Raw genomic sequence first — 20,803 nt, 5'->3', positions numbered from 1 at the left:
ATGCGACTTCCGTTCCGTCATCCCGCCCGCCTCCTTCTCGCCACGCTGCTGATGGCCGGCTGCCAGAGCACCGGAGCCACCGCTCCGGTCGCAACCGCTGCCTCGGCACCCGGCAGTGCGACGGCGGCCGTCCAGCCCGTGGCGCAGCAGCCCGCCTCCTTCCCCGAATGGCTGGCGGCGCTGCGTGTCGAAGCGCTGGGCCAGGGCATCCGTCCGCAGACCTTCGACCGCGCGTTCCAGCGGGTGAAGCTGTCCGACCGCGTCGTCGAACTGGATGGCGCACAGCCCGAGTTCACCCGGCAAGTGTGGCAGTATTTGGACAGCGCCGTGAATGAAAAGCGCGTCCAGGACGGCCGTCAGAAGTTGCAGGAGCATGCGGCGTTGCTTTCCCGCATCACCCGCCGCACCGGCGTTCCGGGAGAGATCCTGGTCGCCTTCTGGGGGGTGGAATCGGACTTCGGCAAGTCGACCGGCAACTTCGCGGTCATCGACGCGCTGACGACGCTGGCCTTCGAAGGCCGCCGCGCCGCCTATTTCCGGTCGGAGCTGCTGGCAGCCCTGCGTATCCTCGATTCCGGCGACATCGCGCCGGAGCGGATGACCGGCTCCTGGGCCGGCGCCATGGGCCAGACCCAGTTCATGCCGACCGTCTTCCTGCGCAACGCGGTGGACGAGGACGGCGACGGCCACCGCGACATCTGGGGGAGCATGCCCGACGTGCTGGCCTCCACCGCCAAGTTCGTGCTGGCGAATGGCTGGCGGCAGGGAGAATCCTGGGGACAGGAGGTGCGGCTGCCCGACGGCTTCCCCTACGATCAGGCGGAGCTGAGCATCACCAAGCCGCTGTCGGACTGGCGCCGGCTGGGCGTCCGTCCGGTGGACGGCAGCGATCTGGGCGGCGAGGGATCGGCGGCGATCCTGGTGCTGGCCGGGCATCGCGGCCCTGCCTTCCTGGTGCGCGACAACTTCCGCGCGATCATGCGCTACAACCCATCGACCAGCTATTCACTGGCCGTCGCCATGCTGGCCGACCGCATGACCGGCAAGCCCGGCGTCCGTAGCCCCTGGCCGCGCGAGGAGCAGGCGCTGAGCCGCGACGAGCGCATCGACCTGCAACAGCGTCTGGCGTCGCTGGGGCTGGAGCCGGGCGCCGCCGACGGCATCGTCGGGGCAAACACCCGCAACGCGGTGCGCCGCTTCCAGGCGTCGGTCGGGGAGATCCCGGACGGCTTCGCCACCAAGGCCCTGCTGGAGCGGCTGCGCCAGCGGTCGTGAAGACAGGGGGCCGATGGGGTGGTGAGGCTATCGCCCAGCCACACCACCCTCGCTGCCCCCTATCCTGCCGCGCAGCAGGCCCCAGGCGGCCGGCAGCAGGAACGCTGCGATCCCGGCGCCGACCAGCGCGTCGGGCGCCCCGTCCAGCAGCAGCCAGCTTGCCGCCAGCCCCACCAGGCCGGCGCCGAGCGGCAGGACATCCTTGCGCGAACACAGCCAGATCGCCCGCAGGCTCAGCGCGCCGCGCCGGCCGGCGAACAGCAGGGTCGCGGTCGCTACCGTCACGCCGATGGCCAGCAGCAGGGCCAGACTGGCGAGCGGCACGTCGGGGATCGCCATGCCGGCGATGCTGCGCCCGGCCGTCACCACCAGCGCCACCGCCGCAACGACCAACGCCGCCCCCTGAATCATCGACAGGCGCCCGTGCAAGTCCGGCCGGCGTCCCAGCCCGACCAGCGTCACCGCATGGCCGGCGGCGTGGTTCAGCATCAGCAGGGCCGCAGCCCACAGGGTGACCGCCTGCGTCGCGTTGGCGCTGGCGAGCAGCAGGGCGCCGAGCAGTCCGTTCACCACCATCGCCATCCGCATGGTGTGCTTCAGGTCACCCGATCCGCCGGAAAGACGGGATGATCCACCGCCACGTGAACCGCCGCCACAGGATCCGCCACCGCATCCGCCGCTCATAGCCCGCCCCATTCGAAACCTGACAGTGAAATCATAGGGGCAGCGGACGCGTGCGTCCATAACCATCAGAATTTTCTGATATGCGCAGATCTCACCGTTCCGGTATCGAAAGAGGTGCCCGACCGCGCGGGCTACCCATTCGAACGGCGCTGGGGATAACCCGGCCCACCCAACGGTACATGGGCTGTCTCATTGGGCACTTACCCGTCCCCCTCCATGAAAAGCGGGCCGTGGAGGCGGATATCGGGACAGACACAGCCGCATCATCGGAACCACTCCATGACGAAGCGTCCCGCCTCCCCCGTCAAGATCCTCATCGTCGACGACAATCCGCTGTTGCAGCGCGCGTTGAAGGACATGCTGGGGCTGTGGGGCGTCGGCCAGATCACCGCGGTCGGCAACGGCCAGGAGGCCAAGGACGCGCTGCGGCGCGAGGTCTACGACCTGATGGTGACGGACTGGGTGATGGAGCCGGTCGGCGGCGCGCAGCTGGTCCAGTGGATCCGCCAGTCGCCGGGCAGCCTGCGGCCCAGCATGCCGATCATCGTGCTGACCGCGAATGCCGACCTCGCCACCGTGCGCAGCGCCTGGGATGCCGGCGCCGATTCCGTGCTGGCGAAGCCGGTGCCGGCCGCCACCCTGGCCCGTCGCATCGACGCGGTGCTGAACCGCCGCGACGGCTCCCCCCGGACGGGAACCGCGGAACCGGGACGCAATACCAGCCGCCCGGCCGCCAACCCGGCCGATCAGGGCAGCCCGTCGACCGCCAGCCTCCCCTCGCCCCGGCCGGCCACGCCGCGCCCGGCGGTGAGCGGCATGGCACATCTGCCCCCTCCCGCAACGCCACCCACGACGCCGGTGCCGCCGACCCCGATGCCGCCGATCGCGGTTCCGGCCGCCGCCATGCCGCCCGACCGCGGTGCCGCCGCCATGCGCAGCGACGATCCCAAGCGGATGCGGATGCTGCTGGCGCTCGACAAGCTGGAGGCGGCAATCGAGCGGCCCGACCCGATCGGCAGCCGGCTGCGGCATGCCCTGTCGGACGTGCAGATCGCCACCGCAGGCGATTCCGCCGCGGCCTCGGTCGTCGCATCGCTGTCCACCTGCGTCACCTGGGTGGAGCCGGACATCGAGGGTTATGTCGATGCACTCCAGGCCCATGCCGCGGCCCTGCGCTGGCTGGCCGGATCGGACGGCGGCGCCCAGTCGTTGGCGGTGGCGCTGTGCCTGATCCGCACCCTGCGGGCCAGTGTCCGCACGCTGGCCGCCCGCGGCCACAGCGATTTCGGCAATTGGCCGGACGGCGGCAGTCCGACCCCTCCGGGCAAGTCCCCCCTGACGGGGCGCTGAGTCCGCCCCCATATCGTCTGGAGACGGTTCTGGGCGAGAGAGGGGACGGAGAGGGAATTTCCGCAAATCAGGGCATTCCATACGCTCCGTTACGGAAGACCGGCAGTTGCCGCGCCGTTCCTTGCTTTTTGCAGGACGGCCGGCCGCAGCCGTTGCGATATAAGACAGCCTTCATTACCTTTTTGCCCAGCGAACAAATCGGTTCCCCAGCACTCCGTCCAGGAGTTTGCCAGGCTGCCGACCGATGGGAGGGAATGAAGAATGGCGCTCGCAACAGTGTCTCTCGAAGACAAGTACGCGCTCGAACAGGGCCGTGTTTACCTCACCGGCACCCAGGCGCTGGTGCGCCTGCCGATGATGCAGCGCCAGCGCGACCTCGCCGCCGGGCTGAACACCGGTTGCTTCATTTCCGGCTATCGCGGCTCGCCGCTGGGCGGCTTCGACCAGAATCTGTGGAACGCCCGCAAGTTCCTGGAAAAGAACCACATCCAGTTCCAGCCCGGCGTGAACGAGGAGCTTGGCGCCACCGCGGTCTGGGGCAGCCAGCAGGTCGGCATGTTCAAGGGCGCCAAATATGACGGCGTCTTCGCCATGTGGTACGGCAAGGGCCCCGGCGTCGACCGGTCGGGCGACGTGTTCAAGCATGCCAACGCCGCCGGCACCTCCAAGAATGGCGGCGTGCTGGTGCTGACCGGCGACGACCACAACTGCAAATCCTCCACCTTCCCGCACCAGTCCGAACACGCCTACATGCACTCGATGATCCCGGTGCTGAACCCGTCGGGGGTGCAGGAGATCCTGGATTACGGACTGATCGGCTGGCAGATGAGCCGCTATTCCGGCTGCTGGATCGCGATGAAGACCATCGCCGAGACGGTGGACACCTCGGCATCGGTCTACATCGATCCGCACCGCGTCGCGCCGGTCATTCCCACCGACTTCGATCTTCCGCCGGGCGGCCTGAACATCCGTTGGCCCGACCCGCCGCTGGAGCAGGAATACCGGCTGATGAAGCACAAGCTGTACGCCGCCCTGGCGTTCGCGCGTGCCAACAAGCTGGACCGGGTGGTGATGGAGAGCCCGCGTCCGCGCTTCGGCATCGTCACAACCGGAAAGAGCTATCTCGACGTCCGTCAGGCCTTCGACGAGCTTGGCATCACCGAGGAGATGGCCGCCGACTGGGGCATCACCGTCTACAAGGTCGGCATGCCCTGGCCGCTGGAGCGCGACGGCGTCCGCCACTTCGCCGAGGGGCTGGAAGAGATCGTCGTGGTCGAGGAGAAGCGCGCGGTCATCGAGAACCAGCTGAAGGAACAGCTGTACAACTGGAACCCCGACGTCCGTCCCAAGGTGGTCGGCAAGTTCGACGAGCAGGGCGAGTGGATCCTGCCCAGCGCCGGCGAGCTGACGCCGGCGCAGATCGCCGTGGTGATCGGCCGCCGCCTGCAACGCTTCATCGAGAACGAGAACCTCGCCCGCCGTATCGCCTTCCTCGATGCGCAGGAGAAGCAGAAGGCCCATGTGGCCCGCGTGGTGCGCAAGCCGACCTTCTGCTCCGGCTGCCCGCACAACACCTCCACCGTCGTGCCGGAGGGAAGCCGGGCGCTGGGCGGCATCGGCTGCCATTACATGGCGACGTGGCTCGACCGTTCGACCGACACCTTCACCCAGATGGGCGGCGAGGGCGTGCCGTGGGTCGGTCAGGCCGCCTTCACCGACGAGAAGCACATCTTCGCCAACCTGGGCGACGGCACCTATTTCCATTCCGGCGTATTGGCGATCCGTCAGGCCATCGCCGCCAGGGTGAACATCACCTACAAGATTCTGTTCAACGACGCCGTCGCCATGACCGGCGGCCAGCCCTTCGACGGCTCGCTGACCGTGCAGTCCATCGCCCATGTCCTGCGGGCGGAAGGCGTGCAGCGCATCACCGTCGTCAGCGACGAGCCGGAGAAGTACGGCATCGGCAACGGCCTGCCGCAATTCACCACCGTCGAGCATCGCGACGACCTCGACCGCGTGCAGAAGGAAATGCGCGAGGTCCCCGGCGTAAGCGTCCTGATCTATGACCAGACCTGCGCCACCGAGAAGCGCCGCCGCCGCAAGCGCGGCAAGATGGTCGATCCGGCCAAGCGCGTCGTCATCAACGAGCTGGTCTGCGAAGGCTGCGGCGACTGCTCCGCCAAGTCGTCCTGCGTGTCGGTGATCCCGCAGGAGACCGAGTTCGGCCGCAAGCGCCAGATCGACCAGTCGAGCTGCAACAAGGACTATTCCTGCACCAAGGGCTTCTGCCCCAGCTTCGTGACGGTGGAAGGCGGGTCCTTGCGCAAGCCGAAGCCGGCGGCGGCGAAGTCGGCCGACGCCACCGCCCTGCCCGCCCCCGTCGTCCCGGCTTTCGACAAGACCTGGAGCCTGTATGTCACCGGCGTCGGCGGCACCGGCGTCGTCACCATCGGCGCGCTGCTGGGCATGGCCGCCCACATCGAGGGTAAGGGCGTCGGCGTGCTCGACATGACCGGGCTGGCGCAGAAGGGCGGCGCCGTCACCAGCCACATCCGCATCGCCAACACGCCGGAGGACATCCACTCCGTCCGCATCGCCGCCGGCGGGGCCGACGCGGTGCTGGGCTGCGACCTGATCGTCGCGGCGGCCGGCGATGGCCTGTCGAAGATGACCGCCGGCCGCACCCGCGCCGTCATCAACACCCATGACAGCATCACCGCCGACTTCATCAAGAAGCCGGACATGGTGATCCCGGTCCGCGATCTGGTCGGCGACATCCGCAAGGCCTGCGGCGGCGAGGCCAATCTCGACGCCTTCGACGCGACGAAACTCGCCACCGCGCTCTTGGGCGACAGCCTCTACGCCAACCCGTTCCTGATGGGCTATGCCTGGCAGAAGGGGCTGATCCCGCTGAGCGAGGAGTCGATCCTCAAGGCCATCGAGCTGAACGGCGTGGCGGTGAAGCTGAACCTCGACGCCTTCCAGTGGGGCCGCCGCGCCGCCGTCGATCTGGCGTCGGTGGAGGCCGCCGTCGCGAAATCCTTTGGGCCGCAGGAGGCGGCACAGACCGCGCAGTCGCTGCTGCTGGACCAGCGCCGTCCGTCCGGCAGCCTGGACGAGGTGATCGAACGCCGCCACCGCTTCCTGGTCGATTACCAGGACGCCGCCTATGCCGCCCGCTATCACGCGCTGGTCGACTGGACCCGCCGGACGGAGCAGCAGAAGGTCCCCGGTTCCACCGCGCTGACCGAGGCGGTCGCCCGCGCCCACTTCAAGCTGATGGCCTACAAGGACGAGTACGAGGTGGCGCGCCTCTACACCGACAGCGGCTTCGTCGAGAATGTCCAGCGCATGTTCGAAGGCGACTGGAAGCTGACCTTCCACATGGCCCCGCCGGTGATGGGCGAGACCGAAGCGGACGGCGGGGAGCCGAAGAAGAAGAGCTTCGGCCCGTGGATGCTGCCGGTCCTGCGCCTGCTGGCCAAGGGCAAGCGCCTGCGCGGCACCCGGCTCGACCCGTTCGGCCGCACCGCCGAGCGTCGCCAGGAGCGCCAGCTGATCGCCGACTATGAGGCGGTGGTGGGCGAGCTGCTGAACGGCCTGACCCGCGAGAAGCTCGATCTGGCGGTGGAGATCGCCAAGCTGCCGATGGAGATGCGCGGCTACGGCCCGGTGAAGGCCCGCAACGTCACGGCGGCGAAGGCGAAGGAGGCCAGGCTGCTGGCCGACTTCCGCGCCCAGGTTGCCACCCCACAGCCGCTGGCGGCGGAATGAGGCTGGCCGGTTGACCGGTCGAACTCATCGATAACGGCGCCCTTCCCAAGTTTGGGAAGGGCCCACCGCCCCTGTCCAAGGCCATGGGAGCCGGTGGGGCTGGTGGATCGCATGCCATCGGTCGGCTTGGAGGCAAGACACAATCACAAAAACCGAGGGCATCGGCCTATCAGAGCAGTGGCTTTTCCATTCCACCATGAACAGGAACCAAAGTCTCATAGCGAAGGCAGCAGATTTTGTTCATGTTAACTTCGCGAGCGGCGCCGCAATCCCATTTCAGAAACGTCACAAATACCGCAGACAAGTGACGAGTTGTGGCGCAATCGTTAAATAGTCCCCAAACTTCTGGACGGAATTCGGTGCCGCAAGGCGAATGCAGACTGAATTCGCTGCAACTTGGCTTGACGGGGTCATACGCATACTGCCGTATGATGATGGGAATATTCCCCTGCCAAAGATGAGCCGGCCCATGGGCACCCTGCTAACCCGCATCAGCATCAGCAGCAAAATCTCCGCCATCGTCATACTGATGGCGTTGATCGCGTCGGTGGTCGGCATCATCGGCTTCGCCGCGATCCAGACCTTCGGCGGCAGGGTCGACGACATCCAGGTCCGCTCGCAGCGGGCGCTGCTCGCCGAACAGGTCAGCAGCCTGATCTACAAGACGGTGATGGACAGCCGCGGCCTCTATGCCGCCAAGTCGAAGGACGACGCACAGCTGTTCAGCAAGGGGATCAGGGAGTCGACGGCGGCGATCGGCAAGCGGATGGCGGAATGGGAGCGCCTGCTGGCGCCCGACCGCAAGGCCGACTTCCAGAAGATGATGGCCACCGCCAACGAATTCATCGTCATCCGCAACGAAGTCGCCCGGCTCGGCGTCGAGGCTTCTCCGGAAGCGGCACAGAAACACGGCGACACACCGGAAAGCCGGAGCAGCCGTACCGCGCTGGGCAAGTCCCTGGAGGCGGCGGCACAGCGGAACATGGACAGCATCCAGCAGGCGAACGACGAACTCGACGCCTTCAGCACCCAGATGATCACCCTGATGCTGGTGGTCGGCATCGGCGGCATCGGCATGGCGGTCGCGGTCAGCGTCGCCGTGTCGCGCTCCGGCATCGTCAAACCGATCACCGGCATCACCGGAACGATGTCCCGCCTCGCGGATGGCGACCTGTCGGTCGAGGTCGCGGGCAAGGATCGCGGCGACGAGATCGGCGGCATGGCCCGCGCGGTCGAAATCTTCCGCCAGAACGCGCTGGACCGTGCGCGCATGGCGGCGGCCGAGGAGGCGGAACGGCTGGACAAGGAGCGGCGCACCGCCGCGGTGGAGAGGCTGGTCGCCGGCTTCGACAGCAGCATGTCGGGCATCCTGCGCACCGTCAGCGCCGCCGCCACCGAACTGGACGCCACCGCGCAGAGCATGTCGCACACCGCCGAACAGACCAACAGCCAGGCCGCCAGCACGGCGGCGGCGGCGGAACAGGCCTCGGTCAACGTGCAGACGGTGGCATCGGCGACCGACGAGCTGACGGCGTCGATCTCGGAGATCAGCGCACAGGTCTCGCGCTCCACCACCATCGCCGCCCAGGCGGTCGACGAGGCGCAGGCCACCAACCGGCAGGTCCGGGGGCTGGTCGAAGCGGCCCAGCGCATCGGCGACGTGGTAAAGCTGATCACCGACATCGCCAGCCAGACCAACCTTCTGGCGCTCAACGCCACCATCGAGGCGGCCCGCGCCGGCGAGGCCGGCAAGGGTTTCGCCGTGGTGGCCAGCGAGGTGAAGAACCTCGCCACCCAGACCGCCAAGGCGACGGAGGAGATCGCCGGCCAGATCCAGGCGATGCAGCAGGCGACCGGCGAAGCCGCGAACGCCATCACCGGGATCGGCGGCACCATCACCGCGATCAACGAGATCGCCACCTCCATCGCGTCGGCCATCGAGGAACAGGGGGCCGCCACCGGCGAGATCGCCCGCAACGTCCAGGAGGCGGCGCGGGGAACCGAGGTGGTGACGGCGAACATCGCCGAGGTCAGCCAGGGCGCCACCCAGACCGGCAGCGCGGCAACCCAGGTGCTGGGAGCCGCAGGCGAACTGTCGCGGCAGTCCGAACAGATGAAGATCGAGGTCGAACGCTTCCTGGCCGGCATCCGCGCGGCGTGAGGACGGTGCGGAGGACGGGAGAATGGACCCGCATCCTCCACCGCCGATGGGCAGGGTCGAGTAAAACGCTCTCCCCTGCCTTGAAAAGAGAGCAGCTTCGGCTGCCCTTCCGCTTTGATAAATGGAACGGTCGGAGCGGCCGCCCCGTAGCTCTGCGGTTGTAAATCCCTGCGCCGCTTTTCCCAGGGCTGCGCCATTGCATGGGATGTCTGTCCCAACACATACTCTGCCGGGGGACTATCCTTTTCGCATATTTATTACGTCGAGTTGCTCTCAAGCGTCTGCCGGCCGATAGAACAGGGCGCCGGAGCTTGCGGGACCGGCCGGACGAGGGAGAGTTGGGTGGCGGAACAGCGGTTGATGTCCGATGAGTCGGACCGGAGCGAGGACAGGTATCGCGCTCTGTTTAACGCTCTCGACGACGGCTTCTGCATCATCGAGTTCAGCGAGGATGCCGACGGCACCCTTACCGATTACATCCACATCGAGGCCAACGACGGGTACGAGCGGCAGACCGGCATCCGCAACATCGTCGGCATGGCGGTGCGCGATCTGGCGCCGGCCGAGGCGGATGGCTGGATCGAGCTGTACGGCAATGTCCTGCGCACCGGCGAGCCGATCCGATTCGAGCGCCATTTCGCGCTGGTGGAGCGCTATATCGAGGTGTCGGCGGCAAGGCTGGAGCCGGCCAGCCTGCGCCAGGTCTCCGTCCTGTTCCGCGACATCACCGCGCGGCGCCGCGCGGAGGAGGCCCTGCGCGTCAGCGAGGCGCTGGCACGGGAGAATGTGCAGCGCGTCCAGCTGGCCCTGGCGGCCGGCGCCATCATCGGCACCTGGATTTGGGAAATTCCCGGCAACCGCTTCACCGTCGACAAGCCCTTCGCCGATGCCTTCGGCCTCGATCCGTCGCTGGGCCGCGACGGGCTGAGCCTGGAGCAGGTGATCGTCAACGTCCATCCCGACGACAAGCCGGCGCTGGTCGCCGCGGTCCAGGAGGCCATCGCCCGCGGCGGCACCTATGCCCACCAGTACCGGGTGAAACGGGCAGACGGGAACTACTATTGGATCGAGGCCAACGGTCGGGTCGAGCTTGGGCCGGATGGCAAGGCGCTGAGTTTTCCCGGAGTGCTGATGGATGTCCAGGAACGCCGCGCGGTGGAGGCCGAGCGCGACCGGGCGGCGGCGGCTCTGCGCGCGCTGAACGAAACGCTGGAACAGCGCGTCGCCGAGCGCACAGCCGAGCTGATGCGCGCCGAGGAGCAACTGCGCCAGTCGCAGAAGATGGAAGCGGTCGGGCAACTGACCGGCGGGCTGGCGCATGACTTCAACAACCTGCTGGCCGGCATCTCGGGCGCCCTGGAACGCATCGCCGCCCGCATCGATCAGGGCCGCGTCAACGAGCTGGACAAGTTCATCATCGCCGCCCAGGGCGCGGTGCGGCGCGCCGCAGCGCTGACCCACCGGCTGCTCGCCTTCTCCCGCCAGCAGACTCTGGCACCGAAGGCGGTCAACATGAACCGGCTGGTCGGCGGCATGCTGGAGCTGGTCCAGCGCACGGTGGGACCGGGCATCCAGGTGGAGATGGTCGGCATGTCCGGGCTGTGGGCGACGAGTGTCGATCCCTCGCAGTTGGAAAACTCGCTGCTGAACCTCTGCATCAACGCGCGCGACGCCATGCCGAAGGGCGGCCGGATCACCATCGAGACCGGCAACCGCTGGATCGACCATGAAGGGGCGCGGCAGCAGGACATGCAGCCCGGCCAATATGTCTCGCTCTGCGTGTCGGACAACGGCACCGGCATGACGCCGGACGTGATCGAGAAGGCCTTCGACCCCTTTTTCACCACCAAGCCCATCGGCCAGGGGACCGGGCTGGGGCTGTCGATGATCTATGGCTTCGCCAAGCAGTCGGGCGGGCATGTGAAGATCTACTCGGAGGTCGGCGCGGGCACCATGGTGTGCCTGTATCTGCCCCGCCATCGCGGCGAGGCGGAGGAGGAGGAGATTCGCGAAGAGCCGGCCGTGACCCAGCCGGCACGGCAAGGCGAGACCGTTCTGGTGGTGGACGACGAGCCGAGCCTGCGCCTGATGGTGATGGACCTGCTGAGCGACCTGGGCTATGCGGCAATCGAGGCGGCGGACGGTGCAGCCGGCCTGCGGGTTCTTCAATCGGACGCGCGCATCGATCTGGTGGTGACCGACGTCGGCCTGCCCGGCGGCATGAACGGCCGCCAGATGATCGATCTCGCCCGCGTCGGCCGTCCGAAGCTGAAGACGCTGTTCATCACCGGCTTCGCCGAGAACGCGCTGCTGAACAACGGCCAGCTCGAACCCGGCATGTCGGTGCTGACCAAGCCCTTCGCCATGGATGTTCTGGCCGCAAGGATCAGGGAACTGATCGCAAGCTGAGGCGGTCGGATGGTCAGACCCGCAGACCGCAGCCGGTGTCGAGAACCACCCGGTTGCGGCCGCTGCCCTTGGCGCTGTAGAGCGCCTTGTCGGCACGGCTCAGAATGTCGCTCACCGTCGTGTGATCCTCGTCCAGGCTGGCGATGCCGATGCTGATCGTGATGGTCACCGAATGGCCGCCATCGAGGTCGATCCGGGCTCCGGAGACCGCCTGCCGCAGGTTTTCCGCAACCACCATGGCACCCTTCCCATCGGTCTCCGGCAGGACGATGGCGAATTCCTCTCCGCCGATCCGGGCAAAGGTATCGGATTCCCGCAAGCGGTTCTGGATGACCTGGGCAATGCCGACGAGCACGGCATCGCCGGCCGTGTGGCCATGATTGTCGTTGACCGCCTTGAAGTGGTCGATGTCGAGAATGATGATGCTGAATTTGCGGCGATAGCGGCGGTGGCGCACGAGTTCCGCATCCGCCACTGACATGAAGCGTCGGCGGTTCGGAATCCGGCAGAGCGGATCGGTCTCCGCCAGCAGGACAAGCTCCATCTCCCGCCGCTTCAAGGCCTGATGGGTTGCTTCCAAATCCTCGTGCGCAACCTTCAGTTCGGCATTCATCGTCTGAACGGTCGCGTACTCGCGGAAGATCGTCCAGATCGCAAGGCCGGATGCCAGCGAGGCGAGCGTCAGCAGCACCGTGCCGACGACACCGATCAGGTAGCCGAGCAGAGCCGCATGGCTGGACCGGACAAAGGCCTCCTCCCGGTCCACCATCGCGACGACGAACAGGCCATACTGCCGGAGTTTCTGATAACCGACGATCCGCTGGATTCCGTCGATGGGGCTGGCGGCGTCAAACACTCCGGAGTCGGGGGCGAGCGGCTCCGTGTAGGGCCGTGGTTCGATCACCTTGCCGAGATGGCGTTCGTCATAATTTTTGCCGAGAGCCCGCGACAGAACTGTCCGGTCCTGGCGGAGAAGGGCGATGACGTCCTTGTCGCCAAGCGACACCGTTTCCGCAAAACGCCCGAGGAAATATGGATCGATCGACAGGACGATGACGCCGTCGAACTCGCCCCGATCGTTGAAGATCTTGCGGGTGAACTGGATGGACCATTTCTGCGATATGCGACCGAGCAGAGGTTTGCTGATGAACAGAAAATCCCCTCCTGCTCCAGATGGACACGGAAATGCTCCCGATCAGAAAGATCGACCCTATCGGTCGTCTTTTGCAGATTTGAGAAGGAGAGAAGACCATCTCGACCGATTACGGACACTTGAAATACAAAATCCGAGCTGAGTATCGAGAACGCTTCCTGTACTATTGACGTCGCATCCTTCGATTTTTGCGCAAATTGATTGCGCATTAACTGAGACGCCTGATCTATCTGCCGAATCGTTCTTATTAGATATTCGTGATAGGCCTTCGCCATCATCTGGGTATTTGTCTCCGCAACCTGCCGATCCAGATCACGGTAAGTACCAATATTATGAAAGACAAAAATCCAAAGCACCGCCGTTGAGATAACGAACATCGCCGCCAGAGCGCCAATCCATAAACCAACGCAGAGGCGACCTCTTTTTAATGCTTTCAAAATTTCAGCCCCATCGGAACATGACAAAGAATGACGCCGAATAATTTTGCCGATGATAATCGAGAAGGGTCCATTCAATGATTGAATATTTTTATATTGAAATCATTAGAAGCGAACATTTTGTGTATTAAGAAATTATGCGTTATCAAGCCTGGAAAATCGTTTCCATTGAATATCGAAAATTGGTCTGATCACTCAAGTTTACCACCATATATTGATTATCCATTGCGACGCACATGCATACATCCTCGGGCCCGCAGGACTATGACGAGACCTGCTGCAGTGCTGGGCGTTATTCAACCGGACAATGCCGGCGCATCGGCTTCGTCACCCGATGCCAGGGTTCCCGTCCGATGCTGCCGTCACCCTTCGAGCCGGACCGGAAAGCGCAGCACGAACCGCGTGCCCTTTTCGCTGTCCTCCTCCAGCGCGATGCTGCCGCGCATCGTGCCGGTCATGATGTTGGCGCAGATGCTGAGGCCCAGACCGCTGGCGCCCATGCCGCGCTTGGTCGTGAAGAAGGGTTCGAAAATGCGGGTGCGGATGGAGGCGGGGATGCCCTTGCCATCGTCGGCATAGTGCATCTCGATCCAGCCGGCCGGCTGCTCACGGGCGGAAAGCAGAATGCGGCCGGCTTCGCCCTCGTCATAGGCATGGACCAGGGCATTGATGATCAGGTTGGACAGCACCTGCGCGAAGGACCCGGGATAGCCGTCCACGATCAGGCCGGTGGGAATGTCGAGGTCCACCGTCACCCGGGTGCGGCGCAGTCGGGGGCGCAGGCTCAGCAGCACCTCGTCGACATAGGCCGCGAGGTCGAAGGGGCGGCGCTCGCCGCTCGCCTGATCGGAGGCGACCTGCTTGAAGCTCTGGATCAGGCCGGTGGCACGCTCGACGTTCGACAGGATCATCCGCGTCGATTCCCAGGCGACGTCCAGAAAATCCTGGAAATCGCTGCGGCGGATGCGGTTCTCCTCGAACAGGGCGCGGATGCGGCCGACCTCCTCGCCCAGATGGGAAATGGCGGTTAGGGTGACGCCGATGGGGGTGTTCACCTCATGCGCGACGCCGGCGACCAGTTGGGCCAGCGAAGACAGCTTCTCCGCCTGGATCAGGCTGGCCTGGGCATCGCGCAGCTCGGCCTCCGCCCGCTTGCGCGCGGTGATGTCCAGCGCCACCGTGACGATATGGGTGACCTCGCCCCCCTCGTCGGTCAGCGGCATCTTGGTGGTCAGCCAATCGCGCATCGCGCCCTCGCCATCGGGCGCGCGGTCCTCGTGGAAAGGAACCCCCTGGCTGCTGTCCACCACCAGCCGGTCGAGCGCCGTGGCACGGTCGGTCGCGGAACCTGGCGGCGGGGCGGCGGCGGGACCGTAGGTTTCACGGTAGAAGCGGTTGGTCAGCCGGACCGTGCCGTCGCGGTCTTTCACGTCGATCAGCGCCGGGATGGCGTCGATCACCCCGGTCAGGATTTCACGGCTCTGGCGCAGCGCCTCATCGGCGATGACACGGTCGGTGATGTCGGTGAAGGTCCGCACCTGCCCACCGTCCGGCAGCGGCACCACCCGCACCTCGATGAAGCGGCCGTCGCCCTGGGGGCGGGCATAGACGAACTCCCGCTCCGGCCGGCCCAGGCGGTCCATCAGATACTTGGTCTTTGCATCCAGATCGTCGCCGAAATCGGGGGCTCCCGCCGGCATGGAGACCAAGCCTGTGGAGATCTGGTGGTGCACGATGTCGGACAGCGCCGGCTTGCTGCACATCACCTCCTCCGACACGCCGAGGATGTCCAGCGCATGGCGGTTCCAGGCGATGTAGCGCAGGTCGCGGTCCAGCAGGACGATGCCCTGCCCCATATTCTCCAGCGTCAGACGCAGCATGTGGCGCTGCGTCGCAAGGTCGTCCTCCGCCCGGCGGCGCTCGGTCACGTCGGAATAGGTGCGGACGAACCCGCCGGCGGAGGTGCGGCGGGTCCGCACCTCCAGCACGCGTCCGTCGGGGCGGCGATGCTCATAGAGCGGCGGATCGGCCCGGAGCGTCCGTTCCAGATGACCGGCCGCGAGGAGATCGGGGTCGCCCGGACCATACTCGCCACGGCGGGCGAGGTAATGGACCATGCGGGCATAGTCGTCGCCGGGCATATAGCCCATCGGCACGTCGAACATCTCGTAGAGCCGGGGGTTGATCACGCGGACCCTGAGGTCGGCATCGACCAGCATCACGCCCTGGTCCATCTGTTCCAGCGCCAGCACGGCAAGATCGTCGCCGCTCACGGGATCCGGTCCGGGAGCGGCGGCCGCAGGGGATTGGTTCGTCGGGAGGTCGGGGATCCGGGCTGGCAAGATCGGCGCGCCATCCTTCGTTACGCGTTTCCACAATCGAACGTCCCACTGTAACAGCCGCGCCCCATCCTGCCGAGCTTTCCTCTGCACCACGGCGTCGCAACCACGCGACATTTGTGGGACATTTTAAGTATTTCGGAACCTTTGCCGCACTAGCCTGTTTCAGGTGGCGACAGGTTTGTGCAAGATCGTCCGATGAGCGATACTGTGCCATCCTGCATTCCGCTCACCCCGCGTTTCCTGCTCCCGTGAGGTAACCGCCCCTTGTCCGGACTGGCCGCCCTTCCCGCACCGACCAGCGCGATGCCCAGTTCGGGCCTTGCGAAGCTGCGTCAGATGCTGGCGAGCGATGCCTCGGCGGTCCAGCCGATCCGCCGCATCCCCGGCGAGGAGGAGCGCAAGCGCGGCAAGGAAGGCACCGAGGCAACCGGCGACGCGCTCCAGGGCAGCGGCCGCGCCGACGGAGAGCCGACGGCAACACGGACGCGGACGGCTGCAGGTTCGTCCGGTGGATTTGCCATCGGCGGTGCGGCAGAGGACGCAGGCCCGGTCAACGGCGGCCCGGTTCCGCTGAATGCCCTGCCCAACGCCGGCTATGTCGCCCAGAGCATCCATCAGGAGGCCATGGGCAGCGGCCTGACCATCGAACCCTGGTCCGAAGCCATCGACGCCTACCGCCGCGCCGATGCCGGGGTGAACACGCCGATGGTGACGCAGATCGCGGTGTGAACACCCCTCTCCCAAGGCGGGAGAGGGAAATCCACGCGCCTCTCAGTCGTCGCCGCCCGCCGGCATCGGGCCATGGGGGATGTCCGCCTTCCGGTTGCGGAACAGGTTGCTCATGAAGTGGCCGAAATCCTCCATGTAAAGGTAGAGCGACGGCGTGATGTAGAGAGTCAGCACCTGCGACACGCACAGGCCGCCGACCACGGCGAGACCCAGCGGCTGGCGCAGTTCGGCCGCCGCACCATGGGCGATGGCGATGGGCAGGGTGCCCATGATCGCCGCCATCGTCGTCATGATGATCGGACGGAAGCGCAGCAGGCAGGCCTGCTCGATGGCGTCGCGGGCCGACATGCCGTTGCGCCGGGCATCCACCGCGAAGTCGATCATCATGATCGCGTTCTTCTTCACGATGCCGATCAGCATCAGGATGCCGATGATGGCGATGACGCTGAGTTCGACGTCGAACAGCATCAGCGTGGCCAGCGCGCCGATGGCCGCCGACGGCAGGCCGGACAGGATGGTCAGCGGGTGGATGAAGCTCTCGTACAGCACGCCCAGCACGATGTAGATCACCAGCACAGCCGCGGAGAGCAGCAGCGCCTGACCGGCCTGAGCATCCTGGAACACCTGGGCGGTGCCGGCGAAGCCGGTGGTAATGGTCGGCGGCAGACCCATCTCGCGCTCCGACGCGCGGATCAGATCGACCGCCTGCCCCAGAGAGGCGCCCGGCGCCAGGTTGAAGGACAGGGTGACGGCCGGAAGCTGGCCCTGGTGGTTGACCGCCAGCGGGCCGGCGGTGCGCTCCACCCGCGCGAAGGCGTCGAGCGGAACCAGCTTGCCGGTGGTGGTGGAGCGGACATAGATGCGCGACAGCGAGCTGTCGTCGCCCTGGTATTTCGGCTCCAGCTCGATCAGCACCTGATAGTCGTTGCTGGGTGTGTAGATGGTCGAGACCTGCCGCTGGCCGAAGGCACTGTAGAGGGTCGAGCGCACCTGATCGACACCAAGGCCCAGCGTGGCCGCCTTCTCGCGGTCGATGTGGACGTAGGCCTGCGGATTGTTCAGCTGAAGGTCGCTGGTCACATCCTGAAGAATGGGAAGGCCGCGCAGCGTCTGCTCAAGCCGGCCGGACCATTGGTACAGCTCATCGAGGTCCAGCCCCTGGATGGTGTACTGGTAGAGGCTCTTCGATGCGCGGCCGCCGATGCGCAGGTTCTGCACCGGCTGCATGAAAACCGCCATGCCGGGGATGCCGTTGACCTGCCGGCGAATCTGCTGGATCACCTCGGTCGCCGACGGACGTTCGGCGCGCGGCTTCAGGGTGATGAACATGCGGCCCTGGTTGCCGGTGCTGCCGCCGACGCCGACGGAAGAGATGACGTCGACCACTGCCGGATTGGCCTTGATGATGGCGGCGACCTGCTGCTGCCGCTCCGCCATCGACGGGAAGGCGATGTCGGCCCGCGCCTCGGTCGTCACCTGGATCTGGCCGATGTCCTCGGTCGGGAAGAAACCCTTGGGGATCGCCTGGTAGAGCAGCGCCGTGCCGATGACGGTGCCGATCATCACCAGCCCCATCAGCGGGCGGTGGCGCAGGGTCCAGCGCAGCGTGCGGGCGTAGCCGTTCAGCACCGCGGAGAAGCCGCCCTCCAGCATGCGGCCGAACCAGCCCTCCTTCTGGTCATGGGCATGGGTGAGGAAGCGCGAGCACATCATCGGCGTCAGCGTCAGCGACACGAAGGCCGACGCGCCGATGGACATGGTGACGACCAGGGCGAACTCGTGGAACAGCCGCCCGACCACGCCGCCCATCAGCAGGATCGGGATGAAGACCGCGACCAGCGACAGGGTGATCGACAGGATGGTGAAGCCGATCTCGCGCGAGCCCTTGATGGCGGCCTCGAACGGCTTCATCCCCTCTTCGACGTAGCGGACGATGTTCTCCATCATGACGATGGCATCGTCGACGACGAGGCCGACCGCCAGCGTCAACGCCATCAGCGAGATGTTGTCGACCGAAAAGCCCAGCAGATGCATGCCGCCGGCCGTCGCGATCAGCGAAATCGGCACGGCCAGCGCCGGGATCAGCGTCGCCGACAGCCGCCGCAGGAACAGGAAGATCACCATGACGACCAGAACGATGGTCAGGCCCAGCGTGAACTGCACGTCCTCCACCGCCTGACGGATCGATTCGGACCGGTCGTTGACCACCTGGATGGCGGCGGCGGCGGGAAGCTGGGTCTGGAACACCGGGACCAGCTCGCGCACGCGGTCGACCACATCGACGGTGTTGGCGTCGGGCTGGCGCTGGACCGCCAGCATGATGCTGCGGGTGCCGTTCAGCCAGCTGGCGGTGCGGTCGTTCTCGACGCTGTCCAGCACCTGCGCGACGTCGCCCAGCCGGACGGGCGCGCTGTTGCGGTAGGCGACGATCAGCTGGCGGAAGGCGGCGGCGTCGGGAAGCTGCGGGTTCGCGGCGATCACCAGCTGCTGCTGCTGACCGGTCAGGGTGCCGACCGGCGTGTTGGCGTTGGCAGCGGCCAGCGCCTTCTGCAACTCGTCGATGCCGATGCCGCGCAGTGCCAGGGCGTTGGGGTTGACCTGCACCCGCACCGCGTATTTCTGCGAACCGTAGATCTGCACCTGAGCGACGCCCGGCAGGGTGGCGACCTTGGGCTGGATCAGCGTCTCGGCGATGTCGTTCAGCTGCGCCAGCGGCAGGGTCGGCGAGTTCAGCGACAGGAACAGGATCGGCTGGTCGGCCGGGTTGACCTTGCGGTAGCTGGGCGGGGTCGTCATCTCCGCCGGCAGCCGGCGCTGGGTGCGGGCGATGGCCGCCTGCACGTCGGCCGCCGCCGCGTCGATGTCGCGTTCCAGCACGAACTGGATGGTGATGCTGGTGTTGCCGAGCGTGCTGTTCGACGTGATGGTGTCGATGCCGGCGATGGTGGAGAACTCGCGCTCCAGCGGGCTGGCGACAGACGCCGCCATCGTCTCCGGCGAAGCGCCCGGCAGGGTGGCGGTAACGCTGATAACCGGGAAATCGACCCGCGGCAGGGCCGCGGTGGGCAGCTGGCGATAGGCCGCCAGACCGCTCAGCACCAGGGCCGCCGTCAGGAGAATGGTCATCACCGGACGGCGGATGCAGAGTTCGGAGAGGTTCACGTGGCACCCCCGCTGCTCTTGCCCTCGGCGGATTGCCCGTTGGTAACGGTGCTGCGGGCGGCGGCGTCCTGGGTGGCGGAACCCTGCTGGCGCCCGCCTTCGGCAGTCTCGCCCCCGGTAGGAGCGGCGGGCTTGCCGCCGGCCTTCTCGGTGATCTTGGCGCCGGGGAACAGGCGCGACTGGCCGTCGACCACCACCCGCTCGCCCGCCTTCAGGCCGGAGGCGACGACGCTGACGCCGCCATGGCTGCGCTCGACGGTGACCGGGCGGACCTCGACCGTCTCGTCGGCCTTGACGACATAGACGAAGCGCCCCTTCTGGCCGGTCTGGACGGCGAGGTCGGCGATGGTCAGGGCGTTCTGCTCGACGCGCAGGGTCAGGACGGTATCGACGAACTGGCCGGGCCAAAGGCGGGTGTCGGCGTTCGGAAACTCGCCCTTCACCAGGATGGTGCCGGTCTGCTGGTCGACCTGGCTGTCGACGAAGGACAGCTTGCCCTCTGCCTTTTCCCCATGGCCACCGGCGATGGTGGCGGTCACGGGGAGCGAGCCGCTGGCCATCGCGGCGCGGATCGTCGGCAGATGCTTTTCCGGGACGTTGAAGGAGACGTTGATCGGGCGCAGCTGGGTCAGGGTGACCAGCGGGTTGGTGTCGGCAGCGCGGACCATGGTGCCGACCTTGGCGGCGACGGTGCCGGTGCGGCCGTCCATCGGGGCGGCGATGCGGGTGAAGCTGAGCGAGACCTTCGCCGCCTCGATCGCCGCGAGGTCGGCCTTGACCGTGCCCTCCAGCGCGTCAGCGGTGGCGACAGCGGCGTCATAGGTGGTGCGGGAGATGGCGCTGGTCCGCACCAGCTCGGCATAGCGCTTCACATCGCCCTTGGCCTTCTCCAGATTGGCGCGGTCGCGCTCCAGATTGGCCTGGGCCTGACGTAGCTGGGCGTCGAGCGAGCGGCTGTCGAGGGTGAAGAGCGTGTCGCCGGTCTTCACCTCCTGCCCTTCGATGAAGTTGACCGTTTCCACCGCGCTGTCGACGCGGGCCTTGATGGCGATGGCGGCGATGGGCTGGACGCTGCCGATGGTGACGATCTGTTCGGGCACGGCCTGCACCGCCACCGTCTGGGTCACCACGGGAACCGTCCGGCCTGCACCGGCCAGCGCCTTGGACTGCGACTTCTGGCCGTCCGCCGCCGCCGTCTTGCCATCCGCCCCGGCATTGTGGGTCGCATACCAATAGTACCCGCCGCCGCCGATCACAGCGGCCAGCAGCAGGACCAGGAAAAACCGTCTCATCCGATGGGACTCCAAACGCCGGAGCCAGGGGC

Annotated in this window: 11 protein-coding genes; 6 read left to right on the top strand and 5 right to left on the bottom strand. The window is 66.5% G+C overall.

Annotated elements, in window-relative coordinates; all coding sequences use genetic code 11:
• Complete coding sequence (locus CRT60_RS27210) at window positions 1-1,275, top strand: lytic murein transglycosylase (protein WP_098739624.1); 1,275 nt, start codon at window positions 1-3, stop codon at window positions 1,273-1,275.
• Between the two features lie 27 nt (window positions 1,276-1,302).
• Here the strand turns inward: CRT60_RS27210 and CRT60_RS27205 are convergent, their stop codons facing one another.
• A complete protein-coding gene (locus CRT60_RS27205; RefSeq protein ID WP_244592782.1) occupies window positions 1,303-1,863 on the bottom strand; it encodes a cation diffusion facilitator family transporter in 561 nt (186 codons plus the stop codon).
• Window positions 1,864-2,238: 375 nt separating this feature from the next.
• Between CRT60_RS27205 and CRT60_RS27200 the strand changes: the two genes are divergently transcribed.
• From CRT60_RS27200 to CRT60_RS27185, 4 genes are all read left to right on the top strand, one after another.
• Window positions 2,239-3,309 (top strand): response regulator, encoded by a 1,071-nt coding sequence (locus CRT60_RS27200; protein ID WP_098739622.1) that lies wholly within the window; start codon window positions 2,239-2,241, stop codon window positions 3,307-3,309.
• Window positions 3,310-3,570: 261 nt separating this feature from the next.
• Window positions 3,571-7,086: an indolepyruvate ferredoxin oxidoreductase family protein gene (locus CRT60_RS27195; protein WP_098739621.1), complete on the top strand. Its 3,516-nt coding sequence runs from the start codon at window positions 3,571-3,573 to the stop codon at window positions 7,084-7,086.
• 469 nt (window positions 7,087-7,555) lie between these two features.
• On the top strand, window positions 7,556-9,247 hold the full coding sequence (locus CRT60_RS27190) for a methyl-accepting chemotaxis protein (RefSeq protein WP_098739620.1): 1,692 nt from the start codon (window positions 7,556-7,558) through the stop codon (window positions 9,245-9,247).
• Between the two features lie 360 nt (window positions 9,248-9,607).
• A complete protein-coding gene (locus CRT60_RS27185; RefSeq protein ID WP_098739619.1) occupies window positions 9,608-11,656 on the top strand; it encodes a hybrid sensor histidine kinase/response regulator in 2,049 nt (682 codons plus the stop codon).
• 13 nt (window positions 11,657-11,669) lie between these two features.
• Here the strand turns inward: CRT60_RS27185 and CRT60_RS27180 are convergent, their stop codons facing one another.
• Complete coding sequence (locus tag CRT60_RS27180) at window positions 11,670-12,698, bottom strand: sensor domain-containing diguanylate cyclase (RefSeq protein WP_425290427.1); 1,029 nt, start codon at window positions 12,696-12,698, stop codon at window positions 11,670-11,672.
• A gap of 910 nt (window positions 12,699-13,608) precedes the next feature.
• On the bottom strand, window positions 13,609-15,519 hold the full coding sequence (locus tag CRT60_RS27175) for a PAS-domain containing protein (RefSeq protein WP_244592781.1): 1,911 nt from the start codon (window positions 15,517-15,519) through the stop codon (window positions 13,609-13,611).
• Between the two features lie 372 nt (window positions 15,520-15,891).
• On the opposite strand from CRT60_RS27175, the gene CRT60_RS27170 reads away from it, so the two are divergent.
• Window positions 15,892-16,317 (top strand): hypothetical protein, encoded by a 426-nt coding sequence (locus CRT60_RS27170; RefSeq protein WP_098739616.1) that lies wholly within the window; start codon window positions 15,892-15,894, stop codon window positions 16,315-16,317.
• Between the two features lie 42 nt (window positions 16,318-16,359).
• Here the strand turns inward: CRT60_RS27170 and CRT60_RS27165 are convergent, their stop codons facing one another.
• Window positions 16,360-19,479, bottom strand: coding sequence for an efflux RND transporter permease subunit (locus CRT60_RS27165; protein WP_098739615.1), 3,120 nt, complete (start codon window positions 19,477-19,479; stop codon window positions 16,360-16,362).
• A complete protein-coding gene (locus CRT60_RS27160) occupies window positions 19,476-20,771 on the bottom strand; it encodes an efflux RND transporter periplasmic adaptor subunit (protein ID WP_098739614.1) in 1,296 nt (431 codons plus the stop codon). The genes CRT60_RS27165 and CRT60_RS27160 overlap by 4 nt, the downstream gene beginning before the upstream one ends.
• Between the last annotated feature and the right edge of the window lie 32 nt (window positions 20,772-20,803).

Origin of the sequence: Azospirillum palustre (genome assembly GCF_002573965.1) — a bacterium.
GTDB classification, from domain to species: domain Bacteria; phylum Pseudomonadota; class Alphaproteobacteria; order Azospirillales; family Azospirillaceae; genus Azospirillum; species Azospirillum palustre.
Note: the sequence above shows the minus strand (reverse complement) of the source record. Positions and strands in the feature narration are given on the sequence as shown.

What these genes read in the sequence shown, in the direction of transcription:
- CRT60_RS27210 (WP_098739624.1), top strand. Translation starts at nt 1, where the DNA reads ATGCGACTTCCGTTCCGTCATCCCGCCCGCCTCCTTCTCGCCACGCTG.
- CRT60_RS27205 (WP_244592782.1), bottom strand. Translation starts at nt 1,863, where the DNA reads ATGCGGATGGCGATGGTGGTGAACGGACTGCTCGGCGCCCTGCTGCTC.
- CRT60_RS27200 (WP_098739622.1), top strand. Translation starts at nt 2,239, where the DNA reads ATGACGAAGCGTCCCGCCTCCCCCGTCAAGATCCTCATCGTCGACGAC.
- CRT60_RS27195 (WP_098739621.1), top strand. Translation starts at nt 3,571, where the DNA reads ATGGCGCTCGCAACAGTGTCTCTCGAAGACAAGTACGCGCTCGAACAG.
- CRT60_RS27190 (WP_098739620.1), top strand. Translation starts at nt 7,556, where the DNA reads ATGGGCACCCTGCTAACCCGCATCAGCATCAGCAGCAAAATCTCCGCC.
- CRT60_RS27185 (WP_098739619.1), top strand. Translation starts at nt 9,608, where the DNA reads ATGTCCGATGAGTCGGACCGGAGCGAGGACAGGTATCGCGCTCTGTTT.
- CRT60_RS27170 (WP_098739616.1), top strand. Translation starts at nt 15,892, where the DNA reads ATGCCCAGTTCGGGCCTTGCGAAGCTGCGTCAGATGCTGGCGAGCGAT.
- CRT60_RS27160 (WP_098739614.1), bottom strand. Translation starts at nt 20,771, where the DNA reads ATGAGACGGTTTTTCCTGGTCCTGCTGCTGGCCGCTGTGATCGGCGGC.